This is a genomic window from Paraburkholderia polaris, from assembly GCF_012927345.1.
In the GTDB taxonomy this organism is placed as follows: Bacteria; Pseudomonadota; Gammaproteobacteria; order Burkholderiales; family Burkholderiaceae; genus Paraburkholderia; species Paraburkholderia polaris.
The window spans coordinates 62,529-82,250 of record NZ_JABBGJ010000045.1; the positions used below are offsets into that span (position 1 = coordinate 62,529).

Annotated in this window: 22 protein-coding genes; 10 read left to right on the plus strand and 12 right to left on the minus strand. The window is 62.4% G+C overall.

The genetic code is table 11. The annotated features are described in order from the left end of the window. Positions 1–47: 47 nt before the first annotated feature. The gene (locus HHL24_RS33820) at positions 48–953 is read left to right on the plus strand and encodes a dihydrodipicolinate synthase family protein (protein ID WP_169489648.1); all 906 of its coding nucleotides are present in this window, start codon (positions 48–50) and stop codon (positions 951–953) included. A 14-nt stretch (positions 954–967) separates the two neighbouring features. Here HHL24_RS33820 and HHL24_RS33825 read toward each other — a convergent pair whose 3' ends face one another. Further along, positions 968–1,687 (minus strand): response regulator transcription factor, encoded by a 720-nt coding sequence (locus HHL24_RS33825; protein WP_169489670.1) that lies wholly within the window; start codon positions 1,685–1,687, stop codon positions 968–970. Positions 1,688–2,096: 409 nt separating this feature from the next. Between HHL24_RS33825 and HHL24_RS33830 the strand changes: the two genes are divergently transcribed. Together HHL24_RS33830 and HHL24_RS33835 are read left to right on the plus strand one after the other, a co-directional pair. Continuing rightward, complete coding sequence (locus HHL24_RS33830; RefSeq protein ID WP_169489649.1) at positions 2,097–3,398, plus strand: MFS transporter; 1,302 nt, start codon at positions 2,097–2,099, stop codon at positions 3,396–3,398. Between the two features lie 225 nt (positions 3,399–3,623). After that, a complete protein-coding gene (locus HHL24_RS33835; protein ID WP_169489650.1) occupies positions 3,624–5,222 on the plus strand; it encodes an MFS transporter in 1,599 nt (532 codons plus the stop codon). Between the two features lie 299 nt (positions 5,223–5,521). On the opposite strand, the gene HHL24_RS33840 is transcribed toward HHL24_RS33835, so the two are convergent. From HHL24_RS33840 to HHL24_RS33865, 6 genes are all read right to left on the minus strand, one after another. Beyond that, a complete protein-coding gene (locus HHL24_RS33840; protein ID WP_169489651.1) occupies positions 5,522–5,794 on the minus strand; it encodes a hypothetical protein in 273 nt (90 codons plus the stop codon). Positions 5,795–5,858: 64 nt separating this feature from the next. Then, positions 5,859–6,290 (minus strand): DoxX family protein, encoded by a 432-nt coding sequence (locus HHL24_RS33845; protein WP_169489652.1) that lies wholly within the window; start codon positions 6,288–6,290, stop codon positions 5,859–5,861. Between the two features lie 209 nt (positions 6,291–6,499). After that, positions 6,500–6,907 carry a VOC family protein gene (locus HHL24_RS33850; RefSeq protein WP_169489653.1) on the minus strand — a complete coding sequence of 136 codons (408 nt, stop codon included), beginning with the start codon at positions 6,905–6,907 and terminating at the stop codon, positions 6,500–6,502. A 41-nt stretch (positions 6,908–6,948) separates the two neighbouring features. Then, positions 6,949–7,413, minus strand: a complete 465-nt coding sequence (locus HHL24_RS33855; protein WP_169489654.1) for an RbsD/FucU family protein — start codon at positions 7,411–7,413, stop codon at positions 6,949–6,951. Positions 7,414–7,469: 56 nt separating this feature from the next. Further along, on the minus strand, positions 7,470–7,796 hold the full coding sequence (locus tag HHL24_RS33860; RefSeq protein WP_230417673.1) for a hypothetical protein: 327 nt from the start codon (positions 7,794–7,796) through the stop codon (positions 7,470–7,472). A gap of 30 nt (positions 7,797–7,826) precedes the next feature. Continuing rightward, complete coding sequence (locus tag HHL24_RS33865; protein ID WP_169489655.1) at positions 7,827–8,195, minus strand: nuclear transport factor 2 family protein; 369 nt, start codon at positions 8,193–8,195, stop codon at positions 7,827–7,829. Between the two features lie 294 nt (positions 8,196–8,489). Here HHL24_RS33865 and HHL24_RS33870 point away from each other — a divergent pair, with 294 nt between their 5' ends. The 7 genes from HHL24_RS33870 to flhC all read left to right on the plus strand — a co-directional run bounded on the left by HHL24_RS33870 (position 8,490) and on the right by flhC (position 13,880). Next, positions 8,490–8,861, plus strand: coding sequence for a type II toxin-antitoxin system RelE/ParE family toxin (locus HHL24_RS33870; protein WP_169489656.1), 372 nt, complete (start codon positions 8,490–8,492; stop codon positions 8,859–8,861). Beyond that, on the plus strand, positions 8,858–9,160 hold the full coding sequence (locus HHL24_RS33875; RefSeq protein ID WP_054039070.1) for an addiction module antidote protein: 303 nt from the start codon (positions 8,858–8,860) through the stop codon (positions 9,158–9,160). The genes HHL24_RS33870 and HHL24_RS33875 overlap by 4 nt, the downstream gene beginning before the upstream one ends. A 156-nt stretch (positions 9,161–9,316) precedes the next feature. Beyond that, on the plus strand, positions 9,317–10,195 hold the full coding sequence (locus HHL24_RS33880) for a helix-turn-helix domain-containing protein (RefSeq protein ID WP_169489657.1): 879 nt from the start codon (positions 9,317–9,319) through the stop codon (positions 10,193–10,195). 194 nt (positions 10,196–10,389) lie between these two features. Continuing rightward, positions 10,390–10,920: a GNAT family N-acetyltransferase gene (locus HHL24_RS33885; RefSeq protein WP_206003140.1), complete on the plus strand. Its 531-nt coding sequence runs from the start codon at positions 10,390–10,392 to the stop codon at positions 10,918–10,920. Positions 10,921–11,229: 309 nt separating this feature from the next. After that, positions 11,230–12,453 (plus strand): YeeE/YedE family protein, encoded by a 1,224-nt coding sequence (locus HHL24_RS33890; protein WP_169489658.1) that lies wholly within the window; start codon positions 11,230–11,232, stop codon positions 12,451–12,453. Positions 12,454–12,975: 522 nt separating this feature from the next. Continuing rightward, entirely contained in the window at positions 12,976–13,296 is a 321-nt protein-coding gene (flhD, locus tag HHL24_RS33895; protein ID WP_028194930.1) for a flagellar transcriptional regulator FlhD, read from the plus strand. A 14-nt stretch (positions 13,297–13,310) separates the two neighbouring features. Then, positions 13,311–13,880, plus strand: coding sequence for a flagellar transcriptional regulator FlhC (gene flhC / locus HHL24_RS33900; RefSeq protein ID WP_007177883.1), 570 nt, complete (start codon positions 13,311–13,313; stop codon positions 13,878–13,880). 216 nt (positions 13,881–14,096) lie between these two features. Here flhC and HHL24_RS33905 read toward each other — a convergent pair whose 3' ends face one another. The 5 genes from HHL24_RS33905 to HHL24_RS33925 form a co-directional block, all read right to left on the minus strand. Further along, positions 14,097–15,425: an Nramp family divalent metal transporter gene (locus HHL24_RS33905; protein ID WP_169489659.1), complete on the minus strand. Its 1,329-nt coding sequence runs from the start codon at positions 15,423–15,425 to the stop codon at positions 14,097–14,099. A gap of 60 nt (positions 15,426–15,485) precedes the next feature. Continuing rightward, a complete protein-coding gene (locus HHL24_RS33910) occupies positions 15,486–16,679 on the minus strand; it encodes an acyl-CoA dehydrogenase family protein (protein WP_169489660.1) in 1,194 nt (397 codons plus the stop codon). Between the two features lie 191 nt (positions 16,680–16,870). Then, complete coding sequence (locus HHL24_RS33915; protein ID WP_169489661.1) at positions 16,871–17,527, minus strand: methionine ABC transporter permease; 657 nt, start codon at positions 17,525–17,527, stop codon at positions 16,871–16,873. Then, positions 17,520–18,677: a methionine ABC transporter ATP-binding protein gene (locus tag HHL24_RS33920; protein ID WP_169489662.1), complete on the minus strand. Its 1,158-nt coding sequence runs from the start codon at positions 18,675–18,677 to the stop codon at positions 17,520–17,522. Before HHL24_RS33920 ends, HHL24_RS33915 begins: the two co-directional genes overlap by 8 nt. 70 nt (positions 18,678–18,747) lie before the next feature. Next, the gene (locus HHL24_RS33925; protein ID WP_169489663.1) at positions 18,748–19,587 is read right to left on the minus strand and encodes a MetQ/NlpA family ABC transporter substrate-binding protein; all 840 of its coding nucleotides are present in this window, start codon (positions 19,585–19,587) and stop codon (positions 18,748–18,750) included. Positions 19,588–19,722: the final 135 nt, after the last annotated feature.

Below are 19,722 nucleotides of genomic sequence, written 5' to 3' on the forward strand. Positions count from 1 at the left end.
TCCCTGCTTACACTGCGCTTCGACTCAACACACTCAGGAGAGCAGTCGTGGCGCATATCTGGGAAGGCGTATTGCCCGCAGTTACCACCAAGTTCCACGCGGATTTCAGCATAGACCGTGAATGGACCGGCAAGAATATCGAGGCACAGATCGACGCGGGTGTGGACGGCATCATCGTGTGTGGATCGCTCGGCGAAGCGTCGACGCTCTCGCTGGACGAGAAGCTGGACGTGCTCGACATCGCCGTCGAGGCCTCACGCGGCCGTGTGCCGGTTTTGCTGACAATCGCCGAGAACAGCACGCTCGACGCATGCCGCCAGGCGGAAGCCGGCAGCCGGCATGGCGCGGCTGGTTTCATGGTGCTGCCCGGGCTGCGCTATCTGTCGGACCGGCGCGAAACGCTGCACCACTTTCGCAGCGTCGCCGATGCGAGCGCGCTGCCGCTGATGATCTATAACAATCCGCTTGCCTATGGCGTCGACATGACGCCCGAGATGTTCGCGGAAATCGCCGACGAAAAGAAGATCGTCGCAATCAAGGAATCATGCGGCGACGTGCGGCGCGTGACCGATCTGATCAACGTGGTCGGCGACCGCTTCGCGATTCTGTGCGGGGTCGACAATCTCGCGATGGAAGCGATATTGATGGGCGCGCATGGCTGGGTGGCCGGTCTCGTGTGCGCGTTTCCGCGCGAGACGGTCGTGATCTACAAGTTGCTGAAGGCGGGCCGTCTTGAAGAGGCGCGCGCGATCTATCGCTGGTTCGCGCCCCTGCTCGCGCTCGACGTCTCGTCGAAGCTGGTGCAAAACATCAAGCTGGCCGAGACGATTGTCGGGCTTGGCACGGAGCCGGTTCGGCCGCCGCGCCTGCCGTTGGCCGGGGACGAGCGCAAGGCGGTAGAAGCGTTAATCCGCCGGGCGATTGAAACCCGGCCGGTACTGCCGCAGGTTTGAGTTGCGGCACCCGCTCAGGCCGCCTGCTTCTCAACGCCCGCTTCGCCTTGCCGCAGATGCAGCAGCCGATAGCCGCTCTTGTAAACGGGTTGCAACCGGAAGTCGTTTTGCGGCTCGATCTCTAGCAGCAAACGCAGGCGCGACACGTGGCTGTCGATCGTGCGGGTGAACTCGCGGAACTCACGGCCCCACACCATCGCGAAGATATGGTCGCGCGACATCACGCGGCCAATATTGGAAAAGAACAGCGACGCCAACCGGTATTGCGTACCCGATAGCTGCACCGGCTGGCCGCGCAGCATGACGAGCTGGCGATGCGTATCGAAATGGTAGGGGCCGACATCGAAGCTCGCGGCGCTGAAACGGTCCGGATAGGCGCGGCGCAGCAATGCTGCAACGCGTTCGCGGAACTCGCCCGGCCGCAACGGCAGCGCGACGTAATCGTCCGCCCCGCTGGCAAAGGCGCGCACCACGCTGTCCTCCGACGTCTCCGCCGAAGCGAACAGAACCGGCAGGCGATCGCCGCCGACCGCCCTCACCGACCTCAGGACTTCGGCGCCGGACAGGCGTGTGCCTTGCCAGTCCAGCACAAGCATATCCACGGTGGAACGGGCGAGCGCTTTCGACATGGTCAGACCGTCGTCATAGACCATACATGTATGGCTGGCACTCATTAGGACCTTTTCGATCGACTGACGCATGACGGGGTCACGCTGAAGGATGGCAATGCGCATGGGATAACTCTTCACTGATAGCTCGGACGCGATTCTCAGAGGGACGCCCAAGTCATCCCATAGGAGCATTCCTAATTTGCGCACCAATCGCTCCACTCCGACAGGTGTGCGCGGCATTCCTACACTCCAGGGCTGCGGCTCGCACGACGCGCGGCCCTCCCGGTCCTGCCCGCCGTCGAAAAAGCACGTCTCAGGGAACTTTTTCCAATCTAATTAAGTACTTCCCGAAGCGAACGGCTTTCATCCTGTAAAATCCACGGCCTGGCCCCAGTCGTCATCGCGCTTGCCCTATCCGGGCCGGCGCGCCGGTGTCCCGTGCTCTACCCAGCGCTTGCCACACTTCTCGCCCGACGACCGCCGTTTTTCCACGCGCTACGTGTGGCTCCCAATTCAAGACAAGACACAAGCAATGCAAGCGACAAATCTGGGTGGAGCGCAGGCTGTCACCCCACGTCCTCTTGGGCGAAGCGATTACAAGACGCTCGGCCTCGCCGCGCTGGGCGGGGCGCTGGAGTTTTACGACTTCATCATCTTCGTATTCTTTGCGCCGGCGATCGGCCAGTTGTTCTTCCCCGCCGCAATGCCGGACTGGCTGCGTCAGGTGCAGACCTTCGGCATCTTCGCGGCGGGCTATCTGGCACGGCCGCTCGGCGGCATCATCATGGCGCACTTCGGCGACCTGTTCGGCCGCAAGCGCATGTTCACGCTGAGCGTGCTGCTGATGTCGGTGCCGACGCTGATGATGGGTCTGCTGCCCACCTACGCCAGCATCGGCGTGATGGCGCCGGTACTGCTGCTGTTGTTCCGCGTGATGCAAGGCGCGGCAGTCGGCGGCGAAGTGCCGGGCGCGTGGGTGTTCGTCTCCGAGCACGTGCCGCAGCGGCACATCGGCTATGCGTGCGGCACGCTGACGGCCGGCCTCACGGCGGGCATCCTGCTCGGCTCGCTGATCGCTTCGGCTGTGAACCGCAACTTCGCGCCGGCCGAAATCTCCGCTTACGCATGGCGCATCCCGTTCCTGGTGGGCGGCGTGTTCGGCATGTTCTCGGTTTATCTGCGCCGCTGGCTGCATGAGACGCCGGTGTTCGCCGAGCTCAAGCAACGCAAGGCGATCGCCGCGGAAGTGCCGCTCAAGGCCGTGCTGCGCGACCACGGTCGCGCCGTGATCGTGTCGATGCTGCTTACATGGATGCTGTCGGCCGCGATCGTCGTGGTGATTCTGATGACGCCAACGCTGCTGCAGAAGCAGTTTCATATCGCGCCGGCCACCGCATTGCTCGCGAACTGCGTGGCGACGCTGTGCCTGACGATCGGCTGCGTGATGACGGGCTCGATCGCCGGCCGCATCGGCGCAGGGCGCACGATTTTCATCGGCGGCCTCGCGTTGGCTGTGACGTACTACGTGATGTTCCAGCAGCTCGCCGTCGATACGTCGGCGCTGGTGCCGCTGTACGCCGTGGCCGGCCTTTTCGTCGGCGTGATCGGCGCGATTCCGTTCGTGCTGGTCAAGGCGTTCCCGCCCGTCGTGCGATTCTCGGGCATCTCGTTCTCGTATAACGTCGCCTATGCGGTGTTCGGCGGCCTCACGCCGATCGCGGTTTCGCTGATGATGAAGTCGAACCCGATGGCCGCGCCGCTGTATGTCGGCGCGATCTGCATTCTCGGGGCATTGACCACGCTGTTTATCAAAGACGCGCCGCAAGCGCGCTGATTCGCTGGTTTCACAACGGCGCGCCGCGTGGTGCGCCGTTGTTTCGATTGGGCTCGACGCCCGGCCTTTATGGCTGTTTCGGCTGTTTCGGCTGTTTCGGCTGTTTCGGCTGTTTCGGCTGTTTCGGCTGTTTCGGCTGTTTCGGCTGTTTCGGCTGTTTCGGCGACATCGACACTTCACGTCATTCCGAAACATCGTGCACTGCATCGGCCTACGATGTATTGCATGAACTCCCCCAATACACCCGTCTCGCCCGCTCTCGGCCGCATCCTTGCGACGGTCAGCGTCGGCTTCGTCGTCACGCAACTCGACGTGACCATCGTCAACATCGCGCTGCCGAAGATCGGCGCGGACCTGCATGCGAATGTCGCCGGCTTGCAATGGGTCGTTGACGCGTACACGCTCGCGTTCGCCGTGCTGATGCTTTCGGCGGGCGTACTCGGCGACCGGCTCGGCACGCGGCGCATGTATGCAGCGGGCATTGTGCTGTTTGCGCTCGCGTCGCTCGCCTGCGGACTGGCGCTCGACGCCACCATGCTGGTGGGCGCGCGCGCGGTGCAGGGCATCGGCGCCGCCGCCATGCTGCCGAACTCGCTGGCGCTGCTCAATCAGTCGTACGGCCACGATCCGAAGCTCAGGGCGCGTGCAGTCGGTCTGTGGACCGCCGCGGGCGCGGTTGCGATCGCGGCTGGACCGGTGGTCGGCGGCGTGCTGATCGCGGCGTTCGGCTGGCGCAGCATCTTTCTCGTCAATCTGCCGATTTGCGCAGCCGGTTTCCTGGCGACCCTGCTCTGGGTGCCGCAGCCTGAATCGGCTCGAAAAAATGCGGAACAAGCGACCACGACTGGTGCCGGTGCCGGTGCCGGTGCCGGTGCCGGTGCCGGTGCTGGTGCCGGTGCTGGTGCTGGTGCTGGTGCTGGTGCTGGTGCTGCGACTGCAACTGGTGGCGCAACTGCAATCGCAGTCGCACCCGAGGCAGAGCCAAGCCTGCGCGGCATCGACCTGAGCGGTCAGGCCCTTGCCATCGTCGCGCTGACCGCTTTCGTCGCCGCGGTGATCGAATGGCGGCCGCTAGGGCTGAGCCATCCGCTGGTGGCCGGCGGTTTCATACTCGCGCTGATCACAACCGGCGCCTTTATCGCTGTGGAATCGCACGTCGCGACGCCGATGCTTCCGCTCTCGCTATTCAGCAAGCGCACCTTCAGCGCGGCGGTGCTGTTCGGCATCTGCGTGAATCTGACGTACTACGGCATGGTGTTCGTGCTGAGCCTGTATTTGCAGCGCGTGCGCGGCTATACCCCGCTGCAGGCGGGCCTCGCCTTCCTGCCGTTGACGGGCGGCTTTCTGCTCTCGAACGTGGTGAGCGGCTGGGTGGTCGGGCGCTTCGGCGCACGCGTGCCGATGATCGTCGGCGCAATCACCGCGGGGCTCGGCTATGGCCTGCTGCATTTCGTCAATGCGTCTACGCCACTCATCGGCTTGCTGCTGCCGTTCCTGCTGATCCCATCGGGAATGGGCCTGGCAGTCCCGGCGATGACCACCGCCGTACTGGCCTCCGTCGAAGCAGAACGCGCGGGCACGGCGTCCGCCGTGCTCAATACCGCCCGGCAAGCAGGTGGTGCGGTGGGTGTAGCCGCCTTCGGCGCGTTGGCGAGCGGCGCTGCCGCCACGCAGATCGTCTCGGGCATGCAGGCCGCGACGGCCATCTCGGTCGGCCTGCTGGTGCTCGGTGGCGTGCTGAGCTGCTTCATGCATCCGGAGCCGCACACGCCGGGCCCGAAGCCGCACGAGGCCGGCCCAGCGCGAGTTGGTGAATCGCGCTGATCGCCTCATCGCTTTCCCCAGCGTGAATTGGTGAATTGGTGAATTGGTGAATTGGTGAATTGGTGAATTGGTGAATTGGTGAATTTGTGAATTGGCGAATCGGCGAATCAGCGAGTCAGCGAGTCAGCGAATGGATGAATCGATAAACCGGCGAATCGCCGAATCGCACTGAGCGTCCCACTTCGTGTCGCCGTGAGTGCAAAAAACAACCCCCGCGATGCCTACGCTCCGCGGGGGTCGTTTTTTACCGCCAATACGCCGCCAGCAGGCGCGATGTCACTCACGCTGCCGCCGCACGGCTACAGCGCCGCTTCCTGAATCGTGCCGGTATCGATAGCGCGCTCGATCAGCCCTTCGTTTTGCGCTTTGGTAATCGCGTCGGCGATCAGTTTTTCCGGCTCCTCGATCTCAGCCTTGATCGTGCTGATGAGACCGGATGCATCCAGGACCACCAGCGTTTTCGCCGAATCGGCAAGACTGATGATGACGCGATGCGGCGTAGGCCCTTCGCCGAGACTTGCGCACAACTGCGTGACCTTGCCACCAATGGTTTGCTCGAAACTTTGAATCATTATTTGCTCCCTTGATTACAACCAGAATCAAAAGCGACCAACACAGACTACCTCAACTGCGTGATCAGAGATTCAGCCCGCCGCGTGGCGCACGCGCGCCGTCGATACTGATACGGCCCGCACCCGTCACGAACAACAGCAGGAAACCACCGGCAATACCGATGTTCTTCCAGAAGTGGATCACCATATCGCGTTGCAAAGCAGGATCCGTGACGTTCCAGAAATCATGGCCCAGCACTGCGGTTGCCACGGTGTAGACGGCCATGATGAGCGCGAGCGGGCGGATCTTGAAGCCGACGATCAGCAGCAGACCGCCGAGTGCCTCGACCGCTGTCGCAATCGGCGCGGCGACCGGCACGAACGGCACACCCTTCGAATGCAGATAGCCGACGAAGCCCGCATAGCCCAGCAATTTCATCACGCCGCCCCACAAAAACAGCACGGCAAGGGCGACACGCGCGATGAGGATAACGCCGGAATCGACGGGACGCGTCATGAGGGGCTCCTGTAAATGAATAAGCAGCAGACCCGGTCAGGCTGCCGCAGTTCCCCACTTTGCACCTGAGAATAGGTGCGTTGCCCGCCTTTTCCAAGCGCGGGCCGGTGCGAACGACGCAATTCGCGCCGCCTCAAGGGAAGAAAAAGGTGACCGAGCGCTCAGCGAGTGCCCGACTTCGCACGGCACGGCCGGGATGGCTGCCGTGTTTATGCACGAGGATACGTCGCGACCTCGATCAGATTGCCGTCCGGGTCGCGGCAATACACCGAGGTCATCTTGCCGCACGCGCCGTCGCGCTCAACCGGCCCGGCTTCTATTTCGACGCCTTGAGCAAGCCAATGTGCTTTGACCTCGGCGGGACTCGTGGTGGTGACAAAGCACAGATCGGCGCTGCCCGGCACCGGCTCGCGCCCGGTGAACCATGCGACCGTGTCCGCATCCATCGGACGCAGGTTGATCTTCTGATTGCCGTATGTCATCGCCACGCGCGTGCCGGTGCGCGACTCGAACTCGGTGCGCCGCATGCCGAGCATTCGAGCATACCAGGCCGCGCTAACCTCCACGTCGGCGACGTTCAGAACGAGATGATCGAGACTGTCTATCGAGAAGCTCATGGGTTTCGCCGCCTTGGTGGGATGCGATGGGAAGGATGCTGCTACTGCTGCGGCGCATCCGGTGCGAGCAACACACCCTTGGTGAACACGAAGCAGCCGTAACCGCGCGCTTCGCCGGTCGCGATCACGCAATAGGCTTTGCGCGCCCGCTCATAGAAAGCGAAACGTTCGACCGAAGCAAACGGCACCTCGCGCCCTTCCGCCGCGTTGATCTCGATCTGCGCTTCGCGCTGAACGGCCGGAATCGTATCCGGCTCGCCCACCACTTCCATCCGCGATGCAGGACGCTCGATGAATGTATCCAGCGGCATCACCGACAGAATCGCTCGAATTGCACGCGGTGCGTTCACGCCATCGAGGCGGAGCAGCTTGCCCAACACCGTCTCCTGCGCGACGGACGCGCCCGGGAAGTTGGCGTCGCAAATCACCAGTTCGTCGCCATGTCCCATCGAGCGTAGCGCATGCAGCACATCGGCGTTCAGCAGCGGATCCAGATTCTTCAGCACGGTGTCTCCTTGAGGTCCGATTGGCGGCCAGCCGCCCGGGTTCGAACGGTTTGTCTTTATGGTGCATCGCGATCGATTGTAGCAAGACCGTGGCGCACGGTCCGATGCCGGCGGCTCATCGTCAATCCGCTGTTCCGCACGATACGGTGAGCGGCTTTCTGCCGACACTGCCACCGTAGCCAGCCGACCACCGCGAGCAGCACGAGACCCGCGCCACCCAACACCGGCTCGCGCCAGGCCAGCAGCGCAGTGAAGGTGAACGCGCGCGCGCCGGCCAGCAGAGCGAAGCCGGCGATCGCGCTGGAGAGCGCGTCGACGGCGCCCGACAGACGCGCGAACGTGAGGACAGAACCGGGAGCCATAGCGGCAACGGACTCGTGCATGATCGTCTCCGTGAAAAAACTTGCGGGTGGTCAAGTGGCGGCAGGCACCTGGTCGAGGAAGCCGGTCACCGCCTGCAGGCGGCCATGCGTGTCGAGCACGCCGAAGTCGGAGCCCTTGACGATCGCCTCGCCGGCCGGCGTGGTGAGCGCCCACGAAAAGCGCAGGCGGTTCGCGAAGCCGTCGACCTCCGTCGTGCGATGAAACGTGTGATGCGGAAAGCGTTCATGCACCGCACGGATCATCGCGTCGATGCCGTCATGGCCCGCGCCTGCCAGCAGCGGATCGCGATAGTCGGCATCGGAGGCCCACGTCGCGGCGATCAGTTCACGGCGGCGCACTGCATCGGTTTCATTCCATGCGTCGAAATAACGGTCGATCAGATCGGTATGCGCATTCATCTCAGACTCCTTGATTGGCATGACTGAGCACTACGCTCGGCAGACACGTTGTATGCGGCGGGCTCGGAGTGAAGATTGGCGCCTCAAGCGCAGCGCGTCGATTACGTGGGAGGTAAGCATCCGGACGCACTGAGGTGAAGAACTGCGCCTTTTTGCGCGCCGGATTGGCCATCCGGCCGAATCGTCACGGGCTGCGTCAGCCGCTAACCTCATAGGGCAAATGGGGGGCCGCGCAGCGTTGACGCGCGGCATGTGACGGACTGAACGGGTGCGGCCTCGAGCCGCTTTTTCAATATGGTTTCTACACTTGCAAGATCGTATCCGACAGGATACACTCATCAACAAATCGGTTCACCGCCTGTGTACACGGTCAACCGCACCGAGGAATTCGACAGCTGGCTTGCCGGCCTCGCAGACTTAAGAGCGAGGGCAAAAATCCTGGTGCGGGTCCGGCGTGCGGAGCGAGGTCATTTCGGCGACGTAAAGCTGCTGGAAGACGGTGTATCCGAGATGCGTATCGATTGCGGTCCCGGCTATCGGGTCTACTTCGCGCGCGAAGAGCGCATGGTGTACCTGCTGCTCTGCGGTGGCGATAAGTCCACGCAGTCGGCCGACATCAAGCATGCCAAATCAATATGGGCAGCAATCAGAAAGGAACTGTCATGAGCAAAGTCAAAACCGCACGGTTCGACGCATCGCACTACCTCGATAGCGAGGAGATGATCGCTGAATATCTCAACGCAGCCCTCGAAGAAGGCGACGCCGACCTCCTCCTCGCCGCGATCGCCGACATCGCAAAAGCACGCGGCATCGCGAAGGTCGCGGCCGACGCCGGGCTCGGGCGTGAAAGCCTCTATAAAACACTCGCGCCTGGCTCCAAACCGCGCATGGATACGGTGTTCAAATTGCTGCGCGCGCTGGGCGTCAAGCTCAACGCCGTACCGGAAGGTGTGGCGCCCGCCTGATTCGCGCCTGTCGTGTTGGCGGTTGGGGCAACACCCCGAATGCGCTGCGTATTCGCGACTGCTCCTACGTTTTTTCGGGTATTCCGCGGCATTCCCGGGTATTCCATTACCTGTCAGGTAATGGATCGCTAACGCGCTTTGGCTATCATCGGCAGCATGAACACACTCTCTCTTGCACAAACCATCCCGTCGGCCGGGCCCACGGCGAGCCGCACGATCGGCGATCTGCTGCGCGAATGGCGGCAGCGGCGAAGAATGAGCCAGTTGCTACTCGCCGCTGAAGCCGATATTTCAACGCGGCATCTGAGCTTCGTCGAATCAGGCCGTGCGGTGCCCAGCCGGGAAATGGTCATGCACCTCGCCGAGAGGCTCGACGTGCCACTGCGTGCGCGCAATGCGTTGCTGATCGCTGCAGGTTATGCGCCGCTGTTCCGCGAACGTCCTTTGACGGACCCGCAACTGGCCGCTGCGCGCGAGGCGGTCGAGTTGGTGCTTAAAGGCCACGAGCCGTATCCGGCACTCGCGATCGACCGTCACTGGACCATCGTTGCCGCGAACAATGCACTCGCGCCGCTGCTTGCAGGCGCAAGCCCGGAACTGCTGAAACCGCCAGTCAATGCGATGCGATTGAGCTTGCATCCGGAAGGCATCGCAGCGTCGATCGTCAATTGGCATGCCTGGCGGGCGCACGCGCTGTCCCGACTCCAGCGACAAATCGACGTGAGTGGCGACGACACGTTGAGCGCACTGCGCGACGAGCTAGCCGCGTATCCTGCTCCGCCCGGCGCGGAAGTGACCGACCACGACGACAACGCGAGTCATCAGGTCGCCGTGCCGCTGAGATTGCGCACGCCGATCGGCGAGCTGTCGTTCTTCAGCACTACCACGGTATTTGGCACACCGGTCGATGTGACACTGTCGGAACTTGCCATTGAAGCGTTCTTTCCCGCCGATCAGCAAACTGCGGCGGCATTGCGCGAGTTTGCCGAAAGCCAACGCGCCGAGGGGCAAAAGGCTGAAGCCGCGAAGCCGTAGCAGGACCGCTGAACTGCTGGGCTGCTGAATTGCTGGACCGCTGAATTGCTGGACCGCTGAATTGCTGGACCGCTGAACTGCTGAACTGCTGGACTGCTGGACTGCTGGACTGCTGGACTGCTGAAATCTGAGCATCATCGAACACTGCGTTGTTACCGCTTGCAGCGCCATTCAAACCCCATGGAGAGACGCACTTGATCAACAACGCCCTACTGATCCGCCAACTTGGGCCGGCCGACCGCGACGCCTACTTCCAGCTTCGCCTGCGCGGACTGAAGGCACATCCGGAGTCGTTCGGTCAAAGCTACGAGGAAGCGCTGGCCAAGGGCGCCGCGCAGCATGACGCGATGTTGCAGGGCGCACGCGCAGCCGAAGGTGACTTTTTGCTCGGTGCCTACGCATCGGCCAATGCGCCGTTGATAGGCGTGGTCGGACTGTTGCGCAGCCAGAGCGACAAAGAACGGCACAAGGCCTCCGTCGTCGGCATGTATGTCGCGCCGGAAGCTGCAGGCCGCGGGGTCGGGCGCGCGTTGCTTAATGAGTTGCTGGCGCGAGCGGCGCAAATAGAAGGCCTACGGCAGATCCAGTTGATGGTGGGTAGCCGGAACGAGGCGGCGCGCAGACTCTATGAGTCGCTTGGCTTTCGCCAATATGGCTGCGAGATCGGCGCATTGAACGTCAACGGGGTGTTTCACGATGCCGATCTGATGGCGCGCTTCATGTAACAGCTTCGGGTACCAATCCTGCCGCAGGTCGTCCGGCACGCGGCACCGCGACAAGCGGCAGCAGCGGCGGCGGCCGCAATCAACGCTCGTGCTCGTGCTTGCAGCGAAACATATCCGATCGCCCGAGAAACCGTCGCGCTGCAGCCAGCGCCAACACCGCAGCACAAGCGCCACACCACGCCCAGCCGCCCTGCTCCAGCGCGCGATCCGTGTTATCTTTTTTAACTACCTTTCCGCTGCACCAACCCCGACACAGCTTATCCGCCGCCGTCGGGCTCCCTTCGATTTGCCGCTCGTCAGTCAAACACCATGTCCGATCTCTCCACTTCGCTTCCGCGCGTGCCACGCCGTTTCGACATCAACCCAAAACCGCTCGGCGCCGCGCTCGTTCTAATCGCGCTGGGCGCCGTCTATCTGGCGCAGACCGTGAGCGGCCGTCAGGCAGCGCTCTACATCGTCGGCGCACTGCTGGGCATGTCGCTCTATCACGCGGCGTTCGGCTTTACCTCCGCATGGCGGGTCTTTATCGCCGACGGCCGCGGCGCCGGTCTGCGCGCACAAATGCTGATGCTGGCGCTCGGCGTGTTGTTGTTCTTTCCGGCGCTCGCCGCAGGCACGCTGTTCGGTCGGCCGGTGGTCGGCCTGGTCGCGCCGGCAGGCACCTCCGTGCTGGTCGGGGCCTTCATGTTCGGCGTCGGCATGCAGCTGGGTGGCGGCTGCGCGTCCGGCACGCTGTACACCGTAGGCGGCGGCAGCACGCGCATGATCGTCACGCTGGTGGCGTTTGTCATCGGTTCGGTTGTTGCGACCGCGCACATGCCCTTCTGGACCGCGCTGCCGTCTCTCAAACCGCTTTCGATGGTGACCACGCTCGGTGCGGGCTGGGCGATCGTGCTGAATCTGGTCATTTTCGCTGCGATCGCAGCGCTCACCGTAGTGGTCGAGCGGCGGCGCCATGGCCGGCTGGTCGATGAGCCGCAGCGCGAGCCGCACGCGTCGCCATGGCTGCACGGCCCGTGGCCATTGTTCGTCGGCGCAATCGCTCTGGTGTTGCTCAACTTCGCGACGCTGGCCTTGTCCGGCCGTCCATGGGGTGTGACGTCGGCGTTCGCGCTATGGGGCGCCAAGATATTTGCCGCACTGGGTATCGATGTGGCCAATTGGCCGTATTGGGCCACTCATGCCAACGCTGGCGCGCTGGCCGCCCCTGTTACACATGACGTCACCACGGTGATGGATATCGGCATCATCCTCGGCGCCATGACTGCCGCCGCGCTCGCCGGCCGTTACGCACCGGTCTGGAAGGTGCCGGCCCGCTCGCTGATCGCCGCGGTGGTCGGCGGCCTGATGCTCGGCTACGGAGCCCGTCTGGCCTACGGTTGTAACATCGGTGCCTATTTCAGTGGCATTGTGTCAGGCAGCTTGCACGGCTGGCTGTGGCTGGTCGCCGCCTTCGCCGGCAACGTACTCGGCACCCGCCTGCGCCCGGCGTTCGGCCTCGAAGTCGAACGGATCCGCGCAAACGGTTGCTAGAAGTTACAAATGAGGCCTCGTTTGTAACCGGGGCCACACGAACCTGTTACATCTCTGATTTGTCCCCATAGCAGCGCCAATGACCGGTATTTATTACTTTTAATTGGGCTCGCTTTCTATTTCCTTTCTAATTCAGGTCCTGAATTTCCGACTCTCGACCGGACACACGCTATTGCTCAGACAAATGACTCTGGAGCCCACCACACAAGGGTTTTCATGGATCATAAAAAGTTCTCAGGCCGCAAAAAACCTGCAAAGCATCATCTATTGCGAGACCGTGAAAGAGTTACCGAAATTTGATGCATCTTTTTGAGATATTTTTTCGAGAGGGGATTGATTTCTTGTTTTGCTCTTCATACAATTCGTCCCAAGCTGTTACTAAATGTAACGCGATGTATCAAAAAGTCGCCGCCTGTATCAGGTGGTGACATGTAGCCGGAGGTTATCGTTTCCGGTGAGGCACAAAAGACATAACGGCAAAAAATGCCGACATAGTAATTCGGGGCTTCGGAAACACAGAAAATGGACCGTAGCAGCGAGACGCTGGATTCAATCCGCGAGATCAACTTGTCTTACATCATGCTCGCGCAACGTATGTTGCGTGAGGACAAACCGGTCGGCATGTTCCGGCTGGGACTGTCGTCGGAACTGGCTGATTTGCTTGCCGGGCTGTCGCTCGCGCAGATCGTCAAGCTGGCCGCTTCCGATCAGCTTTTATGCTTCTTCCGCTTCAACGACCACTCGATGTTGTCGGCGTTGACGCAAACGACGAAGCACGCAGCAGTTGCACCGACTCACGCGGCGATCCTGCTTGCAGGCCAGCCTGCTGAGCAGTTTGCTTAATCGAGGTGACCGCGATGCTCAAGCGTAGCCTGACGGAAGACGCACAAGAAGTATTCCGTGCCATCGCGCTGATTGAACTCGGCGCGCGCATGCAGGTGCTCGAAAGCGAGTTGACGCTTTCGCGCGACCGCATGATCCGCCTGTACCGCGAGGTCAAGGGCGTATCGCCGCCCAAGGGCATGCTGCCGTTCTCGGCGGACTGGTACATGACGTGGCTGGCGAACATCCACGCGTCGTTGTTCTACAACACGTACCTGTTCCTGAAGAACGAAGCGCGTTGCTCGCACCTGGATGCGCTGACCAAAGGGTATCGGCTGTATCTGGAACATTGCCAGCACAGCGAAACCGAACCGGTGCTGGATCTGACGCGTGCATGGACGCTGGTGCGTTTCTTCGACGCCGATATCCTGCAGTTGACCAAATGCTGCCGTTGCACCGGCAAGTTCGTCGCGCACAAGCACGACCTGCAACACAACGTGGTGTGTGGCGCCTGCCAGCCGCCGTCGCGCGCCGGCAAGACCAAGAAGGCCGCCGCCGCTCGCCAGGAAGCGCTCGAAGCAGCGCAGATTGCGCAAGCCGCCTGAGTTGAGTTGAATCGATGAGGGCCGGTCCAGCCTGATTCGAACCGAAGCACCCAGAGAAAAGGTCCGCCATCACGCGGACCTTTTTTATATGCTGTTCGCCGCCGACAACACCGCGGTCAGAATCGCGCCCGGATCTTCGACAAGACTGAGATCGTTTTTCAACCTGACACCAGGCGATGGGCGTCTCTCCCCCTACGCCCAACCCCCTACGCCCAATCAGTCCACCAGCCCCACCGTCTGCACCACCAGCCACAGGTTCGCCGCGCTGATCACCACGAACAGCGACCAGGCGAGAAGCCGCGTCGGCAGCCTGTTGGCGAATTCGCCCATCAGCGAACGATCGTTGGTCATGCGGATCAGCGGATAAAGCGCGAACGGCAGTTGCAGGCTCAACACGACCTGGCTTGCGACCAGCAGCTTGCCGACTGCGCCGTTGCCCATCATCTGCACGCCGATCAGCGCCGGAATCAAGGCGAGAGCCCGTGTGATGAAGCGTCGCTGCCAGCATGGAATCTTCAGCTTCAGGAAGCCTTCCATGATGACCTGCCCCGCCACCGTGCCGGTGAAGGTCGAACTTTGCCCCGACGCCAGCAGCGTGATCGCGAACAGCACCGCCGCGAAACCGGTGCCGACGATCGGCGCCAGCAGCTTGTACGCGTCCTCGATTTCGGTAACCTGATTGTGGCCGGTCGCATGGAACGCAGCGGCCGCGAGAATCAGGATCGCCATGTTGATCAGCAGCGCGATCACCAGCGACACGATCGTATCGATGCGCGACATGCCGATCGCCGACTTGATGCTGGCCGGATCGCGCTTGACCGCGCGGGTCTGCACGATCGACGAATGCAGATAAAGGTTATGCGGCATCACGGTCGCACCGAGAATGCCGATCGCCAGATACATGGGCTCGCGGCTGCTGAGTGCCTGCCACGAAGGAATCAGTCCTTGCGCGACTGACGGCCAATGCGGCTTCACCAGCGCCAACTCGATGATGTAGCCAACGCCGATAGTCGCAATCAAGCCGAGCATGATCGCTTCGAGATCGCGGAAATTTTTGCCTTTCAGGCCGAGCACGATCAGTGTGTCGAATGCGGTCAGCAACACGCCCGTGGTCAGCGAGCATTTGAAGAGTAGATGGAAGGCCAGCGCACCGCCGAGCACTTCGGCCAGATCGCAGGCCACAATCGACAGCTCGGCGAGCAGCCACTGAAAGCGCGCGACACCCGGCGAATAACGCAGTCTCGACAATTCCGCGAGGTCCCGCCCGGTAGCGATGCCGAGCCGCATGCTCAAACATTGCAGCGCCATCGCCGCAAGACTCGACAGCATGACAACGAACAGCAGGCTGTAGCCGTAACGCGAACCCGCTTCGATATCGGTGGCCCAGTTGCCGGGGTCCATGTAGCCGATCGAAATCAGCAGGCCGGGCCCGGCGAATTGCAGGATTTTTTTCCAGAACGGCGCGCCTTGCGTGACGGCGACTGTGCCTTGCACCTCGGATGGGCAAAACGGCGCCGTTGCGGTGGTCGGTAATTTGAACTGCAATCCGGTGGTCTCTTGAAGGGGATAAACCGCGACGCCTCATGCAGGCCGCCGCGAACCGCCTCAAGTGTACAAAGAAACCTCCGGCAACGTCCCGCTCAGCGCATAACGGCCGACGTCGCGCACGCGATAGTCGAGCGGATCGTGCAGCGTATGCACGCGAGCGTTACGCCAGAAACGGTCGAGCGCTAGCGGCGCGTGCGTGGCGCGCGCGCCGCAGGCGTCGAACAGTTTTTCGCTGACGTCGAGCGCGGCGCGGTGCGCGACGATTTTCGCCTCCGAGGTGGCGAGCGCCACGTACGCACGGGTTTCGGCGTCCAAAGCGGGGCCCTGTTGCCACGCATCGTCAAGCGCATTGGCGGCTCGCACTGCCAGCGCTTCCGCGCTCACCGCCTGTAGACGCATCTCGCCGAAGCGCTGGATCAGGTAGGGATCGTCGGTGGCTTTATCGACGCCGGAAGAGATCCACGGCTTGCCGTACTGTGTGACGTACGCGCGCGCTTCTTCGAGCGCGCCCTGCGCGATGCCGACGAACAGATTGATCAGCACCTGCTGCGAGATCAGCGTGCGCAGACTCGCGTATGACGTGTCGGCCCGCTCCAGCACCTCATGCGGCTCAACCTTGACCTGCACGAAGGAGACGCTGCCGCTATCGGTTTGCCGCTGACCGATCGGATTCCAGTCTTCGTGAACGGTAATGCCCTCGCGCGTGGTCGGCACCACGGCGAACACTGCGTTGCCCGTGGCCGGATCGAGCGCGGAAACCGTCATCATGTGCGAGCCGCGCGTGCCCGAGCAAAATCCTTTCTGCCCATCGAGACGATAGCCGCCGTCGCTGGTTGCGCTTGCAACGAGTCGCGTGTCGAGCGGATTGACCGCATTGCCCCACCACCAGCGCCCTTCCACCGTGCCGCTCAGATAGCGGGCACGTTGTTCCGCGTTGCCCCATACATTGACGCTGACCACCTGCAGACACGTGAAGCCCAGCAGATGGGCAAGCGCACTGTCGACTCGCGCGATCTGGCGAATCGTCTCGTAGATCTCAGGCCAGTGCGCGCCGGGACCGCCGAATTCACGCGGCACCGCAAGCGTAAGCAGACCCGCATCGGCGATCCATTGTTTTTCCTGCGCGGCGTGGCCGCCGTCGCGATCGCGCTGAGCCGCGCTGGCGCGCAACGCGTCGAGCAAGCCGGCGAGATCGCGCACCACGGGCGCAGCGTCGGTTGGCAGCGCCTCGGGATGACGAGGTTCGTTCATTCAATGTCCACGTGAAGAGGTTTGGCGAGCGACACGCGGCTTGTCGGCGCGGCCGGTTTGCATTCGGTCAGGTGAGCGGGAGTCTCGCTGGCCCGTCGTCGTAAACTAGCATGATAGACGGTGACATCCGCGCTGAAAACGTGGGACGTATGCGCCTATTCGTCATGCAAATAGCGGCCAACAAGCGACGATCATGCGCGTTGCGCGAGCCGCCGCACGAGACGGTCGCCAACGAACTGCACCGCCGTCACAATCACGATCAGCAACACGATCACCGTCACCATCACGGTGGTATCGAAACGCTGATAGCCATAGCGGATCGCCAGATCGCCGAGGCCGCCGGCGCCAACCGCGCCCGCCATTGCGGAGGAACCGATCATCGCCACCACGGTGATCGTGAAGCCGCCGAGAATACCCGGCAGCGCTTCAGGCAACAGCACATGCCAGATGATATGCCGGCGCTGCGCGCCCATTGCCTGCGCGGCTTCGATCAAACCGCGGTCCACTTCGCGCAAGCTCACTTCGGCCACGCGTGCAAAAAAGGGAATCGCCGCGATACTGAGCGGCACGATCGCCGCCCATACGCCGATCGTCGTACCGATCAGCAAACGCGTGAGCGGCAGTAGCGCAACCAGCAGAATGATGAACGGCGTGGAGCGGAAGGCGTTCACGAGCGCGCCGAGCGTGCTGTTGACCACGCGTTTTTCAAAGATGCCGCCGCGCGTCGTGGTGACCAGCACCAACGCAAGCGGAATCCCGACCAAGGCCGCAACGAAGGCGGATACACCGACCATGACGATGGTGTCGCGAATGGCATCGGCGAGCTCCGAGAGCCAGAGATCAGACATAGCCGAGCACCTCGACATGATTGGCATAATGACGCGCACGCTCGAGCAGCGTCGCGATCTGCTTTTGCACCGTGCCGTCCGCATTCGCGCGCACTTCTGCCGACACCACCAGACGCCCTTGCGCATGCCCCTGAATCCGGTCGATGCCGCCATGCACGAAACTCACGCGGCCACCGTCAACGCTCAGTGCGGACGCCAACCCGCCCAGGTCAGGCTCGCTGGCATCGCTGCCGGTGAAACGCACGTCGAGCAGAATCTGTGCGTCCGCTTGCGCGATCTCGTGCAACGGTTTGACGCGCGCGGCCAGATCCGCAGGCAAATCATGCACCAGGGTACGCAGCAACGCGCGCGTCGCGTCGTGCTGCGGGTCGCCGAACACGCGCCACACCGGACCGGTCTCCACCACTTCCCCACCCTCGATCACCGCCACCGTATCGCAGACTTCGCGGATCACCTGCATCTCGTGCGTAATTAGCACGATCGTCAGGTTGAGCCGCTGATTGATATCACGCAGCAACGCGAGAATGGCTTGCGTCGTTTCGGGATCGAGTGCGGACGTCGCTTCGTCGCACAGCAGAATATCCGGGTCGGTCACGAGCGCGCGCGCGATCCCGACGCGCTGCTTCTGGCCGCCGGACAAACTCGCCGGATAGGCGTCGCGCTTAGCGGAGAGGCCCACGAGTTCGAGCAACGCATCGACCTTTTTGTCGATCGCCGCTTTAGGCGCGCCGGCGATTTTTAGCGGCAACGCAATGTTCTCGCGCACCGTTTTCGCCGAGAGCAAATTGAAATGCTGGAACACCATGCCGATACGCCGCCGCAACGTGACCAGCCCGCGCTCGTCGAGTTCGCCGACGCTCACGCCATTCACGCGCACAGCGCCGGAACTCGGTTTTTCCAGTCCGTTGACGAGCCGCAGCAGCGTCGATTTGCCTGCGCCGCTGCGGCCGATGATGCCGAACACTTCGCCGCGCGCCACCTTCAGCGTGACGTTCGCAAGCGCCGCGGTCGAGACGCCGCGCGTGTTGGCGAACACCTTGCCCACGTCGTCGAATACGACAGCTTCCTGCGCGGCATCGGCCGCAGCATGATTCAAGGCGAGCGACGGCGCGTCTTCAATGAACTGCGGCACGTCGAAAAGATTAGCCATTGCTTCGTTCCCCTCATGCTTGCACGGTGGATCGCGCACCGGTTTGCGCGTGACGCCGATGTTGCTCGACTCACCAGGCGACGGCGTAGAGATTACCGAAGGCCTTGTCGAGCGCGGCGCGCACAGCGGGTGAATGCTGATAGATCGAGATGAACTTACGGATACGCGGATCGTTTACGCTTTCCGGGCGCACGACCCACTGGATCGCGTAGTTCTTGTTTTCGAGGCCGTCGAACAGCAATGCGCTATTCGGATCAGTGGTGCCTGCGAGCTTGATGAAGCTCGGGTAGCCTTGGGCGAGATCGACGTCGTCGAGCGAGCGGGCCAATTGCGATGCTTCGAGCTGGACGATTTTCAGATGCTTCGGGTTGTCGATGATGTCAAGCGTGGTGGCGCGATAGTCGACGCCCGGGGTCAGCTTGATGAGACCGGCACGTTGCAACAAAAGCAAACCACGGCCACCGTTGACCGGATCGTTAGCGATGGCGACCGTGGCGCCGTCTTTCAATTCGTCGAAGCGTTTGATCTTCTTGGAGTACAGCCCGATCTTCATGATCGTGCCCGGCGCGATCGCGACGAAGTTATAGCCACCCTGCTTCTTTGCGTTCTCAAGAAACGGGATGTGCTGGAAATAGTTGACGTCGATATCCTTGTTGGCGAGGGCTGCGTTCGGCGTATTCCAGTCGGTGAACTCGATGATCTTCACGTCGAGCCCCTGCTCCTTCGCCTCGCGCGCGGCGACTTTGAGCGCCTCGATTTGCGGGCTGGTGGCGGTGCCGATCTTCAACGTGGGCGTGTCTGCCGCGGATGCAGGCGCAGCAGACAACGCCAGCGCGACGCCGAATGCGCCGATCAGCGTTAGCGCCGGCGCGCGGAAAAAACGCCGCACGGTAGAGAGAGAAATGGGCATGGTGAGCTCTTTAGGGTTGGGGCGTGGTGTGTTTCGAGGCGAGGCGAGCCGATCCCTCGGCATGCGGGCAGGCGCGCCGGGATTCGGTCGAACAACGGAAATCTGCAACGCGCGGTTTAACCGGCGCGCAGCAGC

What these genes read in the sequence shown, in the direction of transcription:
- HHL24_RS33920 (WP_169489662.1), bottom strand. Translation starts at nt 18,677, where the DNA reads ATGGCTAATCTTTTCGACGTGCCGCAGTTCATTGAAGACGCGCCGTCG.
- HHL24_RS33825 (WP_169489670.1), bottom strand. Translation starts at nt 1,687, where the DNA reads ATGCGCATTGCCATCCTTCAGCGTGACCCCGTCATGCGTCAGTCGATC.
- HHL24_RS33835 (WP_169489650.1), top strand. Translation starts at nt 3,624, where the DNA reads ATGAACTCCCCCAATACACCCGTCTCGCCCGCTCTCGGCCGCATCCTT.
- HHL24_RS33830 (WP_169489649.1), top strand. Translation starts at nt 2,097, where the DNA reads ATGCAAGCGACAAATCTGGGTGGAGCGCAGGCTGTCACCCCACGTCCT.
- HHL24_RS33875 (WP_054039070.1), top strand. Translation starts at nt 8,858, where the DNA reads ATGAGCAAAGTCAAAACCGCACGGTTCGACGCATCGCACTACCTCGAT.
- HHL24_RS33840 (WP_169489651.1), bottom strand. Translation starts at nt 5,794, where the DNA reads ATGATTCAAAGTTTCGAGCAAACCATTGGTGGCAAGGTCACGCAGTTG.
- HHL24_RS33865 (WP_169489655.1), bottom strand. Translation starts at nt 8,195, where the DNA reads ATGAATGCGCATACCGATCTGATCGACCGTTATTTCGACGCATGGAAT.
- flhC (WP_007177883.1), top strand. Translation starts at nt 13,311, where the DNA reads ATGCTCAAGCGTAGCCTGACGGAAGACGCACAAGAAGTATTCCGTGCC.
- HHL24_RS33925 (WP_169489663.1), bottom strand. Translation starts at nt 19,587, where the DNA reads ATGCCCATTTCTCTCTCTACCGTGCGGCGTTTTTTCCGCGCGCCGGCG.
- HHL24_RS33915 (WP_169489661.1), bottom strand. Translation starts at nt 17,527, where the DNA reads ATGTCTGATCTCTGGCTCTCGGAGCTCGCCGATGCCATTCGCGACACC.
- flhD (WP_028194930.1), top strand. Translation starts at nt 12,976, where the DNA reads ATGGACCGTAGCAGCGAGACGCTGGATTCAATCCGCGAGATCAACTTG.
- HHL24_RS33870 (WP_169489656.1), top strand. Translation starts at nt 8,490, where the DNA reads ATGGTTTCTACACTTGCAAGATCGTATCCGACAGGATACACTCATCAA.
- HHL24_RS33850 (WP_169489653.1), bottom strand. Translation starts at nt 6,907, where the DNA reads ATGAGCTTCTCGATAGACAGTCTCGATCATCTCGTTCTGAACGTCGCC.
- HHL24_RS33910 (WP_169489660.1), bottom strand. Translation starts at nt 16,679, where the DNA reads ATGAACGAACCTCGTCATCCCGAGGCGCTGCCAACCGACGCTGCGCCC.
- HHL24_RS33860 (WP_230417673.1), bottom strand. Translation starts at nt 7,796, where the DNA reads ATGCACGAGTCCGTTGCCGCTATGGCTCCCGGTTCTGTCCTCACGTTC.
- HHL24_RS33890 (WP_169489658.1), top strand. Translation starts at nt 11,230, where the DNA reads ATGTCCGATCTCTCCACTTCGCTTCCGCGCGTGCCACGCCGTTTCGAC.
- HHL24_RS33880 (WP_169489657.1), top strand. Translation starts at nt 9,317, where the DNA reads ATGAACACACTCTCTCTTGCACAAACCATCCCGTCGGCCGGGCCCACG.
- HHL24_RS33845 (WP_169489652.1), bottom strand. Translation starts at nt 6,290, where the DNA reads ATGACGCGTCCCGTCGATTCCGGCGTTATCCTCATCGCGCGTGTCGCC.